The 12,762-nt window shown below is 66.5% G+C and carries 8 protein-coding genes; 2 read left to right on the top strand and 6 right to left on the bottom strand.

Features of this window, described 5'->3' with window-relative positions:
- Positions 1-75: 75 nt before the first annotated feature.
- From NFI08_RS11975 to NFI08_RS11950, 6 genes are all read right to left on the bottom strand, one after another.
- Positions 76-1,479, bottom strand: a complete 1,404-nt coding sequence (locus tag NFI08_RS11975; protein WP_045994377.1) for a PhoH family protein — start codon at positions 1,477-1,479, stop codon at positions 76-78.
- A gap of 496 nt (positions 1,480-1,975) precedes the next feature.
- Positions 1,976-2,341, bottom strand: a complete 366-nt coding sequence (gene nirD, locus NFI08_RS11970; RefSeq protein ID WP_108450113.1) for a nitrite reductase small subunit NirD — start codon at positions 2,339-2,341, stop codon at positions 1,976-1,978.
- Between the two features lie 77 nt (positions 2,342-2,418).
- Positions 2,419-4,986, bottom strand: a complete 2,568-nt coding sequence (gene nirB / locus NFI08_RS11965) for a nitrite reductase large subunit NirB (RefSeq protein ID WP_108450114.1) — start codon at positions 4,984-4,986, stop codon at positions 2,419-2,421.
- Positions 4,986-6,299 (bottom strand): NAD(P)/FAD-dependent oxidoreductase, encoded by a 1,314-nt coding sequence (locus tag NFI08_RS11960; RefSeq protein ID WP_349589582.1) that lies wholly within the window; start codon positions 6,297-6,299, stop codon positions 4,986-4,988. Before NFI08_RS11960 ends, nirB begins: the two co-directional genes overlap by 1 nt.
- Positions 6,300-6,599: 300 nt before the next feature.
- Positions 6,600-7,694 (bottom strand): CmpA/NrtA family ABC transporter substrate-binding protein, encoded by a 1,095-nt coding sequence (locus NFI08_RS11955; RefSeq protein ID WP_108450116.1) that lies wholly within the window; start codon positions 7,692-7,694, stop codon positions 6,600-6,602.
- Complete coding sequence (locus NFI08_RS11950) at positions 7,691-8,290, bottom strand: ANTAR domain-containing response regulator (protein WP_045994380.1); 600 nt, start codon at positions 8,288-8,290, stop codon at positions 7,691-7,693. The genes NFI08_RS11955 and NFI08_RS11950 overlap by 4 nt, the downstream gene beginning before the upstream one ends.
- Before the next feature lie 712 nt (positions 8,291-9,002).
- Between NFI08_RS11950 and NFI08_RS11945 the strand changes: the two genes are divergently transcribed.
- On the top strand, positions 9,003-11,834 hold the full coding sequence (locus tag NFI08_RS11945; protein WP_108450117.1) for a nitrate reductase: 2,832 nt from the start codon (positions 9,003-9,005) through the stop codon (positions 11,832-11,834).
- Positions 11,797-12,762, top strand: coding sequence for a uroporphyrinogen-III C-methyltransferase (gene cobA / locus NFI08_RS11940; RefSeq protein ID WP_240184321.1), 966 nt, complete (start codon positions 11,797-11,799; stop codon positions 12,760-12,762). Before NFI08_RS11945 ends, cobA begins: the two co-directional genes overlap by 38 nt.

The following is a 12,762-nucleotide window of genomic DNA, read 5'->3' as shown; positions in this document are numbered from 1 at the left end:
CAGGCGGGGGCGCTTTGGTTTCGTTGGGGGGCGCTTTCGTTTCGTTGGTGGGCGCGTTCGTTCCGCTGGGGGCGCTTACAACAGCTCTTCGCCGGCCAGGGCCAGGCGCGAGCGCTCGACGCTCTTCAAGGTCACATGGCCGGCATGGGGCCAGTTCTTGAAGTTCTGAACCACTGCGGCCATGCCGCAGGTATTGGCGGTGAGGTAAGGGGTGTCGATCTGGCCGACGTTGCCCAGACAGACGATCTTGGTGTTGCGTCCTGCTCGGGTGATCAGGCTCTTCAACTGCTTTGGCGTAAAGTTCTGGGCCTCGTCGATGATCAGGAAGGTGTCGTTGAGGGTGCGTCCACGCATGAAGCCCGGCGCCCGGATCTGTACGCGTGAGCCCAGTAGCTGGCGCGTGGCGTCCTGGTTCCAGGTCGAGCTTCCGTCATGCTCGTCGCGCAGCAGGTTGTCCATGTTGTCGTGGAAGGCGCCCATCCAGGGCGACATCTTTTCCTCTTCGGTGCCGGGCAGAAAGCCGATGTCCTCGCTCATGGAGATCGGCGCCCGGGTGAATACCACCCGTTCGAAGCGCTTGGTATCGAGGGTCTGCTGGAAGGCAGCGGCCAGGGTCATGAAGGTCTTGCCGGTGCCGGCACTGCCGGCCACCGTGACCAGGTCCACGGCGTCATCCATCAGCAGGTTCAAGGTGAAGTTCTGCCGGCTGTCGTGGGCGTGTACCCCCCAGACGCTGGCGCCGTGGCGATAGTTGGTCAGAAGCTCCAGGGTGGCCTGGTGGGGGGCGAGTTCGCGCACGATGGCCTCGAAGCTGGCCTCGCCGTCGGCGTCGGACACCAGCATGCCCAGGTGCCAGTGCTGGGGAATCTCGCCGCTCAGTCGATAGATGACACGGTCATGGTCGCGCTCGACCTTGACGTCCAGCGCCATGGCGTCCCACAAGCCACGGCCGGCGTCCTCATACACAGCGACACCGTCGGTCATGGCGTCGGAGTCATCGAAGGCGCGATCGGTCAGGTAGTCCTCGACCGGCACGCCGAGGGCGGCGGCCTTGACCCGCAGGTTGATGTCCTTGGTGACCAGGATCACCGAGGCGTCGGGGCGCTCCTGACGCAGTCGGCAGGTCTCGCCGAGCAGACGATTGTCGGGGCTGTCTTCCAGGTTGTCGGGCAGGGTGAGGTCGGAGTAGCAGAGCAGTCTCAGTCGGCCATCTGGTCCGCTGACGCGGGTGATGGGAATACCTTGGCGTATCTGGTCGATGTCGACGTTGGCGGTCAGGTCAGAGAGGGTCCGGCTGACTTGCCGGGCGGTGCGGGCGATTTCGCGGATGCCATTCTTGTGCTTGTCGAGCTCCTCGAGCACGGTCATGGGGATAACCACTTCGTGCTCTTCGAACTGGTAGAGGGCGCTGGGATCATGGATCAGTACGTTGGTGTCCAGCACGTACAGTCGGGTGGCCTTCTTGTCGATGCGTACCATCGGCACAGCTCTCCTGATTGTCACCTTGGGCGTCAACATGACGCCTTGATGTCGACACTCTCAGCGCGCGATGTCAGGAATGTGACAGCCGCCAAGGTGTCGGATTGCACACGATAGGCTCCTCCTGTGGCCATGAAACGGTTCTCAACCAATTCTCAACTGGTTCTCAATCGATTCTCGAACCCTTGGGCGGGTTGGCCGTTCCTTGCAGCTTGTCCCGCTGTGGCGCAAGACGTGCTGCCAACGGCGCTTCTTTACATTGGACCCTGATTCGGTCCAGCGGTGCCCTTGAGTCAAGCATGGACGATGACAAAAATGCTGCAAGGGCGAAGTGTCAACGCTGCGCTATCAGGTCAATTCTTCGGTCAACCTTCCCGCTCACGCCAGGCCGGTCCTCTGCGATTCGGCCGCGACGGACTTATCCCCCGAGATGACGGTCAGGACCGAGCCCGCCAGCTTTCGTGCCGCACAGGCCCGGGCCGAAATGCTGCGGCGCTCAGGGTGCGATCATTACCCTGTCCTGGTCGAAGGCCACCGCCCAGGTGCGCAGCGAGACGCTGTCGTCTTCCACGCAACTGCCGTCCTTGAGGCGAAAGTGCTGCTTGTACAGGGGAGAGGCCACCACCGGCTCTCCCTGGATGTCGCCGACGATGCCTCTGGCCAGCACATTGGCCTTGGCGATGGGGTCGTGGTGGTCGATGGCGAACAGTTCCGGGCTATGCCCGGGCAAGTAGAACAGCGCCACCTGGGCGGGGCCCTCGGCGCTGTCGATCCAGGCGGCGACACCGGAGAAGGGCACCAGGTCGCTGCGCTGGCACAGCGGTATCCAATCCAGCGAACGGCTGATGGAAGAAGCGGTCATGGAAAACTCCTTGTGGCGTTGTTGGCAGCCCGTCTCGTGACGTGGTGTCGGTCACGAGGGCGGAAACGGTGGTTGGCTCAGGCTGGGCGGAGCTGACCGCGCTCCTCGGTGACGATGATGTCCGGGTCGGGGCGGCTGTCGTTGACGTAGCTGCGAAAGCGCTTGAGCTTGTCCGGATCGGCCAGGGCGCCCGCCCACTCGCACTCGTAGGTATCGATGACGTGCTGCATCTGGCGTTCGAGCTCCTCGCCGATGCCTAGACTGTCGTCGAGCACCACCGCCTTGAGGTAGTCGAGGCCTCCCTCGAGGTTTTCGCGCCACACAGAAGTCCGCTGCAGTCGATCGGCGGTGCGTACGTAGAACATCAACAGACGGTCGATGGCCTGGATCAGGGCCTGGTCATCCAGGTCGGTGGCGAACAGCTCCGCATGACGCGGACGCATGCCGCCGTTGCCGCAGACGTACAGGTTCCAGCCATGCTCGGTGGCGATGACGCCGATATCCTTGCTCTGGGCCTCGGCGCACTCGCGGGTGCAGCCGGACACCGCAAACTTGAGCTTGTGCGGCGAGCGCAGTCCCTTGTAGCGATGCTCGAGCCGCAGCGCCATGCCGACGCTGTCCTGGACGCCGTAGCGGCACCAGCTGCTGCCGACGCAGGATTTCACCGTGCGCAGCGACTTGCCGTAGGCGTGTCCGGTCTCGAATCCAGCGTCGATCAGTTCCTCCCAGATGGCCGGCAGGTCTTCCAGGCGCGCGCCGAACAGGTCGATGCGCTGGCCGCCGGTGATCTTGGTGTAGAGGCCGTACTTCTTGCCCACCTGGCCCAGCACGATCAGCTTGTCCGGGGTGATCTCACCGCCGGCGATACGTGGCACCACGGAAAAGGTGCCGTTCTTCTGCATGTTGGCCATGAAGGTGTCATTGGTGTCCTGCAGCGGGATATGCGCCGCGTCGGTGATCGGCTCGTTGAAGCAGGAGGCCAGGATCGAGGCCACCGCCGGCTTGCAGACGTCACAGCCGAGACTCGGCGCCCCGTCGTCCAGGATGGTGCCGTGTCGGGTCATCAATTCGCTGAAGGTCTTGATGCCCGCGACCCGAACGATATCGAAGAGCTGCTGGCGGGTGTGGGCGAAGTGCTCGCACAGGGAGGTGTCGACCTCCATGCCGCGGGCCGCCAGTTCATGGTCGAAGACGTTCTTGAGCAGCGCCGCACAGCCGCCGCAGCCGGTACTGGCCTTGGTCGTCCCCTTGACCGCGCCGAGGTCCTCGCAGCCGGCGTCGATGGCGACGCTGATGGCGCCCTTGGTGACGTTGTGGCACGAGCAGATGGTGGCACTGTCCGGCAGGGCGTCCGGGCCCAGCGCCGGCGCCGGTTCGCTGGAGGGCACGATCAACGAGGCGGGGTCCGCCGGCAGATCCAGGCCATTGGCGTAGTACTGCATCAGGCTGTCGTAGGCGGAGTTGTCGCCCACCAGCATGGCGCCGAGCAGGCGCTTGCCGTCACCGGAGACCACCAGCTTGCGATAGACCTGCTGGATCTGGTCGAAGTAGCGGTACTGCTTGGCGCCGGGATGGCGGTTGGCGTGGGCGTCGCCGATGGCCCCCACGTCGACCCCCATCAGCTTGAGCTTGGTGCTCATGTCGGCCCCGGTGAAGGTCGAATCGCCACCGCACAGGGTGTCGGCCGCGGCCTTGGCCATCTGGTAACCGGGGGCGACCAGGCCGAAGATGCTGTTGTTGTACAGCGCGACCTCGCCCACCGCGAGGATGGCGGGATCGCTGGTCAGGCAGTGGTCATCGATCACCACGCCGCCACGTTCGCCGATCTCGAGCCCGCACTCGCGGGCCAGCTCGTCCCGGGGGCGTATACCGGCGGAGAACACGATCAGATCGGTCTCCAGCACCTTGTCGTCCTGAAATACCATGCGCAGACGGCTGGCTTCACCGGGGACGATCTCGCGGGTCGCTCTTTCGGTCAGCACCTGGACGCCCAGGCCCTCGATCTTTTCCTTGAGCAGTTCACCGCCTTGCTCGTCCACCTGCATCGGCATCAGACGCGGGGCAAATTCGACCACCGCAGTGTCCAGGTCGAGGCCGCGCAGGGCGTTGGCGGCCTCCAGCCCGAGCAGTCCGCCCCCCACCACCACGCCGGTATTGGCGGTGGCGGCGGCGGCGCGAATGGCGTCGAGATCGTCCAGGGTGCGGTAGACCAGGCAGCCCTCGCGATCATTGCCGGGAATCGGCGGGACGAAGGGGAAGGAACCGGTGGCCAGCACCAGACGGTCGAAGTCGAGGTAGCCAGCGTCGGTGTGAACGCGCCGTGCATCGCGATCGATGGCGGTGACCGCCTGGTGCAACTTGAGCTCGATGCCGTGCTCGGCGTAGTAGTCGGCGGTGGACAGCGCCAGGGACTGGGCGTCGCGGCCGCTGAAGTACTCTGACAGGTGCACTCGGTCGTAGGCCAGATGACGTTCCTCGCCGAATACCACGATGTGGTAGCGGCGGTGCTGATCACGTTCGACCAGCTGCTCGACCAGGTGGTGACCGACCATGCCGTTGCCTACCACGACCAGGGTGGGGCGGGTATCCGTGGCGTCGCTGTCGGGAGCATTGTGTGCGGCGAGATTGTGCTTTGTGCTGGACATCAGGCGGCATCCTGTTCGGTGGTCGATGGGTCGGTGTCGGTGGTGGCGTCGTCCGCCAGCAGAGCCTCGGTATCGGCCTGGCCCAGCAGCAGCGAGTGGCGCACTTGGTCCAGTCGCAGGCCTTGCTCGGCGAGCCGGAATAACCAGGGGCCCATGCGGGTATCGCCGTAGAGCACGGCACCCTCGAGTCGGCCGTCGCGCAGCAGCAGTCGGCGGTATTCGCCCTGGTCGCGGTAGCTGAGGACCTCATGTCCGTCCTCGGCCTCGGTGGGGCCGAAGGCGTACAGCGAGACGCCGGAAACCTTGAGCTTGGTGGCGCAGGCGCGTTCGTGGTAAGGCGCCGAGGGCTCGCCGCACAGGCGACGGGCCAGTACCTCGACCTGATGCCAGATCGGCTCCACCAGACCGTAGGTGGTGTCCTCGAACTGGCAGCATTCGCCGAGGGCAGAAATGTCGGGGTCCGAGGTGGCCAGGGTGTCGTCGACGACGATGGCGCGATCGCAATCGAGCCCCGCATCCCTGCCCAGCTCGGCGTTGGGGGTGATGCCGGCGGCGATCACCACGCAGTTCGCCGGCAGCAGGCGCTCGTCGTCTTCCAGGCGCACACCGGCGACCTGGCCGTTTTCATCGCCGACGATCTCGGCCAACCGCGCCCCGGTCTCAAGATGGATGCCGCGGCCTTCGATTTCGCTTGCCAGCATGGTGCTGGCGGTGGCGTCCAGCTGCCGGTTCATCAGGCGCGGTGAGCGTTGCAGCACGCACACCTGCATGCCTCTGGCGGCGAGGCCGGCGGCGGCCTCCAGGCCCAGCAGACCACCACCGACCACCACCGCCGCGTCGCCAGCCTTTGCTGCGTCGGCCAGGCGCGCCGCATCGTCCAGATCGCGAAAGCCCGACACGCCCGTCAGCGTGATGCCGGGGATCTGTGGCATGGCGCTGCGCGAACCCAGCGCCAGCACCAGATGGTCGTAGGGGATCACCTCGCCGTCGTCGCACTCGACCAGGCGCCGGGTACGATCGATCCGCTCCACCCGCGCGCCCAGGCGCTGATCGACCGTGACGGCGGAGTCATGCGGCGGTGTCAGCGTCAATCCATCCTGCTCGACATCGCCGGCCAGCCAGCTCGACAGCAGAATGCGGTTGTAGGCCGCGTGCGGTTCGGCGCCGATCACGGTGATGTGTCGTGGGGCATTACTCTTGGCCGCCAGGGTCTCGATCAATCGATGCGCGGCCATGCCGTTGCCGACGATCACCAGGTGGGGAAGACGTGCGTCATCAGACCTCGTCGGGGAAGACGAGCCGGCCTGGGTCATTTCGGAACGGGACCTTGAGTCAGGCAGGCCAGAGGAACGGGGCCTGGAGTCAGAAGGTCCAGTGGAATAAGGCATCGCATGGGCTCCAAAAACGCCAAAGACGTCTCTCACACCTCCGGCGTCGGAGGGTGAAGAGACGTCTTTGTCTAGTGTCGGTGCGATCGCCGTTGACCGCCGCCGGCATTCGCCGGCACTTGCTACAGGCTATCCAAGTTTCATGCCTGTTTTACGTTTTGTGCTGGTAAAACAGCCTGTTGGTGCAGGCCCTGGCGGCGGGCTGCAGCACCGATCAGGCAGGGTTCAGGGCGTGTCGGCACCGTACTGGTGCGTGGCGGCGTCGTAATGCACAGCGCTGTAGCACTCCTCCAGGGTGGCGGTGTCGAGCTGTCGCCCGCGAGCCTCGAGCAGCGGCGACAACCGCTGGATCAACCCCTCGAAATCGGCCGTCAGGGGACGCAGTCGCTCACCGATGCAGGGGTAGCCCGGGGCGGCTTCCAGCGGCAGTTCGTCGAGATGGCCTACGGCTTCATCGAGGTAGGGGGGCAGTGCCAGCCAGGCCAGGGTCTGGCGTCTGGCCTCAGGTGCCTTGTCCAGCCACAGGGCGGCGGCCTGGAGGGCGCGCAGCAGCGCGGACAGGGTATTCGGGTAGCGCCGCGCCCAGGAGGCAGTCACCCCCAGCACCTTCTCGGGATGCGCCGGCATCAGTTCCGCGCCGCTGGCCACCACTCGACCCACCTGACGATGCTGGGCCAGGCTGCCCCAGGGCTCGCCGACGCAGAAGCCATCGATCTCGCCTTCGCGCAGGGCGTCCACCATGCGCGGGGGCGGCAGCGCGACCAGTTCGACCTCGCGGTCGACGTCGATGTCGCCGCGGGCCAGCCAGTCACGCAGCAACAGGTGCTGGCAGGAGTAGGGGTAGACCATGGCCAGGCGTGGCCGGGTGCCTTCTTTCAGCGAGGCCTTGAAGCGTCGGGCCAGTTCGCTGGCCGCGCCGAAGGCGTCGGGCTCCCCGTTGTCGACCGAAGCGCCAACCGCATCGGCCAGGCGGCGAGACAGCACCAGCGTATTGCCCTGGCGGCTCAGCACCGCGGCGGCCAGGGTGTCACAAGGCGCGCGGGACAACCCCTGGCTCATGGCCAGCGGCATCGGCGCCAGCATCTGGGCGCCGTCAAGCAGGCCGGCGGCGACCTTGTCGCGCAGGGTGGACCAGGCGTTCTCGCGTGACAGGCTGACCTCGACTCCCTGGGCGGCGAAGAAGCCGCCTTCCCGGGCGATGATCAACAGCGCAGCATCCAGCAGTGGCACGAATCCCAGAGTCAGGCTGGCGAGCTCGGGTGGATGCGGCGCGCCAGTTCTGGACGTGCTGGCCGCGTCAGAAGACAGCGATGGACTCATGATCCCTTCTCCAGTGGCTTGAGGATGTCGATGACGTTCTGGGCGACCTGGGCGATGCGCTGGCCGCGGTCCATGGCCAGCTTGCGCAGCATGCGGTATGCCTGTTCCTCATCGCAGCTCTGATGCTTCATCAACAGGCCCTTGGCCTGTTCGATGCGCTTGCGGTCGGCGAGCTGATTGCGTGCCTTGTCGAGGTCGCGGCGCATTCCCTGAAAGGCTTCGAAGCGGGCGATGGCGACATCGATGACCGCCTTGACGCGGTTGGCCGCCAGACCGTCCACCACATAGGCGCTGACGCCGGCCTTCACCGCCGCCTTGAGCGATTCGGGGTCATGCTGGTCGGCGAAGAACACCACCGGTCGAGGGTTCTCCCGCTGCAGCAGCGCCATGCTCTCCAGGGTGTCCCGGTCCGGCGATTCCATGTCGATGATGACCACGTCGGGCTGATGCTGCTGCACCATGTCGTTGAGGCTGGCCGGGCTTGACAGTCGGCAGACCACCTGGTGTCCGTCCAGCGCAAGCGCCTCTTCGACCATGGCGGCGCGCACTATCTCGTCGTCGACCAGCAGGACCTTCAAGGTGTCGTGTTCGGGCATGGGCGTGGCTCGATGATGCTGTCGCTCGATAGAGCTCGAGTCGACATGATGAGGGGTGCACCTTGGGTGCCTCTGCACCTGTCAGCGCAAAAGGCGTTCCATTTTCGATCTTGTCGTTTCCTGTCAGGGAGATAACCCCCTGCAAAGCCACCGCCCTGCCCCCGCAGATATGCCGGGCAGGCGCTCGCGCACCGAAAGGGTGCGTAAACGGTGGCCTCCATCGTTCGTTGTGGTGCGAGCCTGGGGTCCGTCAGTCGTCTTCTCGCCGCCATCGCCTGGGTAAACGGCAGAAAAAAACGTCGTGGCTTCAATTGGCTGGCACCAGCATTCCACACTGCAAGGGGCGATTGTGGTGTTCTGGCACAGGGTTTGCTTTGGTTACTGGCAAAGCTAGTGCCGTTGGTGGTGCCATGGGCATCACTAAGCCGGGCCAGATCGCTAGGCCGAGCCAGGAAGGGTCCCGACGCTGGTGGCGGCGTGGGCCGGTTCGACAACTCGTCCGCAACGGGCGCTAGCACACACGAAATCCAGCGCGGGATTTCATCCGGCAACGACGCCCATCTCCTCGAGCCTTGCTCGACGGGATGGGCGTCGTGCGTTTGGACCGCAGCAAGGCCCGACCGATCAAGGCCCGGCCGCTAGCGGAGCGATGATCTGCCGATGAGATGCCGCCGATATGCCAGAGCAGCAAGATGGCCGACAGGAGAGCGCGATGACCCGGACGGATAGCGACAGCACGGAGATCGACAGCGGTGTGGGCGGCGAGGCCACAGGCACCACCTGTCCCTACTGCGGGGTCGGCTGCGGCGTCGAGCTACGTCGCGATGGCGAGGCGGTTACCCTCAAGGGCGATCGGGATCACCCGGCCAACTTCGGTCGCCTGTGCGTCAAGGGCTCGGCCCTGGCGGAGACTCTGGGCGGCCAGGGGCGCTTGACGCGACCCAGGGTGGACGGTCGCGAGACCGACTGGGACAGCGCGCTGGACGCCGTCGCCGAGCGTCTGGGAGCGATTGCCGAGGGTAGCGGCCCACAGGCCATTGCCGGCTACCTGTCCGGGCAGCTATTGACCGAGGACTACTACGTCGCCAACAAGCTGTTCAAGGGATTTCTCGGGACACCGCACCTGGATACCAACTCGCGGCTGTGCATGGCGTCGGCGGTGGCAGCCTACAAGCGCACCCTGGGCGCCGACGCCGTCCCCTGCAACTACGAGGACCTGGAAGAGGCCGAACTGGTGGTGCTGGTGGGGTCCAATCTGGCCTGGAACCATCCGGTGCTGTATCAGCGGCTGCGTCTGGCCAAGACCCGCAATCCGCTGATGCGGGTCGTGGTCATCGATCCTCGGGTCACCGATAGCTGCGAGATCGCCGATCTGTACCTGGGGCTGCGTCCCGGCAGCGATGCTTTGCTGTTCAATGGCCTGCTGGCCTGGATGGCCCGTCGCCAACGGCTCGATGAGGTCTATCTGAAGCGCCATGTGGACGGCGCCGAAGAGACGATTGCCGCCGCCCTGGACGAGGCGTCGGACATCGAGGCGGTGGCGGCGGCCTGCGATCTCGACGCCGAGCGCCTCGAGACCTTCTACTACTGGTTTGCCACCCAGCTGCACGTGGTCACGCTTTACTCTCAGGGCGTGAACCAGTCGACCAGCGGCACCGACAAGTGCCAGGCCATCCTCAACTGCCACCTGGCCGGCGGCAAGATTGGCCTGCCCGGCGCCGGCCCCTTTTCCATCACCGGCCAGCCCAACGCCATGGGCGGGCGCGAGGTCGGTGGGCTGGCCAACCAGCTGGCCGCCCATATGGACTATCACACCCCGGGCGCCATCGAACGGCTGACCCGCTTCTGGTCGACCGAGGCGCTGGTGCCGACACTGCCCCGGGAGCCCGGCCACAAGGCGGTCGAACTGTTTCAGGCCGTCGAGCGCGGCGACATCCAGGCGCTGTGGATCATGGCCACCAACCCTCTGGTGAGCCTGCCGGATGCCGACCGGGTGCGCCGCGCCATCGAGCGCTGTCCGCTGGTGATCGTGTCGGAATGCATGGCCGACACCGACCTGGTGGAACTTGCCGATATCGTGTTGCCGGCCAGCGGCTGGTCGGAAAAGGACGGTACCGTCACCAACTCCGAGCGGCGTATCTCGCGCCAGCGCGGTCTCCTGCCGCCGCCGGGCGAGGCCCGCCACGACTGGTGGATCCTGTGCCGGGTGGCCGAGCGCCTGGGCTTCGGCGAGGCCTTCGCCTATGACCACCCCAGCGAGATCTTCGACGAGCATGCGCGCTTGTCGGGCCTCGACAACCAGGGACGGCGGGCCTTCGATATTTCCGGGCTGGCGGGGCTGTCCCGGGTCGAGTACGACGATCTCGCACCGATCCAGTGGCCGGTGACGGCAAGCGCACCACGAGGCACCGCGCGGCTGTTCGAAAACGGCCGCTTCTACACCGAGAGTGGCCGGGCACGGCTGTGGCCGGTGAGCGCGCGGGCGCCGCGCCAGGCGCCTGACGCCGACTATCCGCTGCGGCTGAATTCGGGGCGGGTGCGCGATCAGTGGCACACCATGACCCGTACCGCCAGGGCCAGCCGACTGATGAATCACCGCTCCGAGCCCTTCGTCGAGGTCCATCGGGATGACGCCGAGGCCCTGGGGCTGTGTGACCAGGGGCTCGCCAGGATCCGCTCGCGCAGCGGCGAGATGCGCGCCCGCGTCAGGGTCTCTGCCGCCCAGCGCCGTGGGGAAGTGTTCGTGCCCATCCACTGGACACCGCGCTTCAGTCACTCGCCGCTGGCGGGGAGCCTGTTCGCCCCGGACGTTGATCCGCTTTCTGGCCAGCCGGAGACCAAGCATGGCGCGGTGGCGGTCACGCCGCTGCAGCACGCCTGGGAGGCGACCCTGGTGGTTTCCCGGGCACTGGCCCAGCAGGGACCACCCGAGGGTTCGGGCCTGGCGGCCCGGGTGGTCGAGGGGACGAACTACTGGACGCGGGTCCCGCTGGCCTCGGCGGAGCGATGGCAACTGGCCGGTGAGCCGATCGAGCCAGGGGGTGTTGAGAAAGGGAGCGTCGAGAAAGCGGGCGTCGAACGCGACTGGCTCGACTGGGCCGCACGCCAGTTGCCGGGGGAGCTGGGCCCGGTGGCCCAGGACCCGGCCAGTGGTCGCTGGCGCCTGGCGGGGTTCGAGCAAGGACGCCTGTGCTGGTGGCTGATGGTTGGCCCGGTCAGCGAACTGCCGGGGCTTGGCTGGCTGTGCGAGCGCTTCGACGAGGCCGCACGTGGCGAGGCCATGGGTCAGCAGCATCGGCGGCGAGTGCTGGCGGCCTGTCATGACGGCGCCGCTGACCAGGGGCCGATCGTGTGCAGTTGCCATCAGGTGGGGCGCACCCCGATCCAGCGGGCGATTCGTGCCGGCGACGACAGCGTCGAGGCGCTCGGCGCGCGGCTGGCCTGTGGCACCCAGTGCGGCAGTTGTATTCCCGAATTGAAGAGTCTGGTGGAAGAGGAGAAGAGCCGTGGTCGCATCGAGCGTGCACAACCCCAGTCGGCCTAGAGACCGGCTGGGTCACCTTGTTGAAGCGGGGACGACGCCTTGGCTGGCACGTCGTCTGGACGGGTTGTCGATGCTGCTGGGGCGACTGGCAGGGCAAAGCCAGCATTGGGCCGACCGGCTGGCCTCCCGGTCCGCTGCCAGCGGCGCTGGCCATCGGTCAGGCGGCGCTGTTGGCCGGGTCGCGCTGGTGGGGGCGGGCAGCGGTGCGGGTGAACTGCTGACGCTCAAGGCGTTGGATCGGATCGAACACGCCGACGCGGTGGTCTACGACCGCCTGGTGGGGCCCGAGGTGCTGGCGATGATTCCGGCCGGTGTCGAGCGCCACTATGTCGGCAAGGCCAGGGGCCACCACAGCGTCGATCAGGCGCAGATCGGCACCCTGCTGGTGGCGCTGGCGCGCCAGGGCAAGGCGGTGGTGCGCCTCAAGGGCGGCGATCCGGGCATCTTCGGGCGCCTCGGGGAAGAACTCGACGCCCTCGACGAGGCCGGCATTGCGCGTGAGATCGTGCCCGGCATCTCGGCGGCGGCCAGCGCCTGCGCCGCCATGGGGATTCCGCTGACCGATCGCGGCCACGCCCAGAGCCTTCGCCTGATCACCGCCCAGCAGTGTCGCGAGGGGGGCGAGCCGGACTGGGCATCACTGGCCCGACGCGACGAGACCTTGGTGTTCTACATGGGGCTCAACAAGCTTGGCGCGATGACCCGTGGCCTGCGTGGCGCAGGCCTGCCACAGGACTGGCCGGTGATGCTGGTGGCCAACGCCAGTCTTCCCGAGATGGCCTCGTTGGTGGGCACCCTTGGCAATATCGATCAGCGCCTGGCGGAGAACCCCTTGCCATCCCCCTGCCTGATCATCGTCGGCGGGGTGGTGTCGCGGGTCGCCGGCAGCCGGGCGAGCGTTGCTGAACCGGCTGCCTGCCTGTCGTAG

Origin of the sequence: Halomonas sp. EF61 (assembly GCF_040147045.1) — a bacterium.
In the GTDB taxonomy this organism is placed as follows: Bacteria; Pseudomonadota; Gammaproteobacteria; order Pseudomonadales; family Halomonadaceae; genus Halomonas; species Halomonas litopenaei.
The sequence above is the reverse complement of the archived record's forward strand: the minus strand, read 5'-3'. Positions and strand labels throughout refer to the sequence as shown.

What these genes read in the sequence shown, in the direction of transcription:
- NFI08_RS11960 (WP_349589582.1), bottom strand. Translation starts at nt 6,299, where the DNA reads ATGACCCAGGCCGGCTCGTCTTCCCCGACGAGGTCTGATGACGCACGT.
- nirB (WP_108450114.1), bottom strand. Translation starts at nt 4,986, where the DNA reads ATGTCCAGCACAAAGCACAATCTCGCCGCACACAATGCTCCCGACAGC.
- NFI08_RS11955 (WP_108450116.1), bottom strand. Translation starts at nt 7,694, where the DNA reads ATGAGTCCATCGCTGTCTTCTGACGCGGCCAGCACGTCCAGAACTGGC.
- NFI08_RS11945 (WP_108450117.1), top strand. Translation starts at nt 9,003, where the DNA reads ATGACCCGGACGGATAGCGACAGCACGGAGATCGACAGCGGTGTGGGC.
- NFI08_RS11975 (WP_045994377.1), bottom strand. Translation starts at nt 1,479, where the DNA reads ATGGTACGCATCGACAAGAAGGCCACCCGACTGTACGTGCTGGACACC.
- NFI08_RS11950 (WP_045994380.1), bottom strand. Translation starts at nt 8,290, where the DNA reads ATGCCCGAACACGACACCTTGAAGGTCCTGCTGGTCGACGACGAGATA.
- nirD (WP_108450113.1), bottom strand. Translation starts at nt 2,341, where the DNA reads ATGACCGCTTCTTCCATCAGCCGTTCGCTGGATTGGATACCGCTGTGC.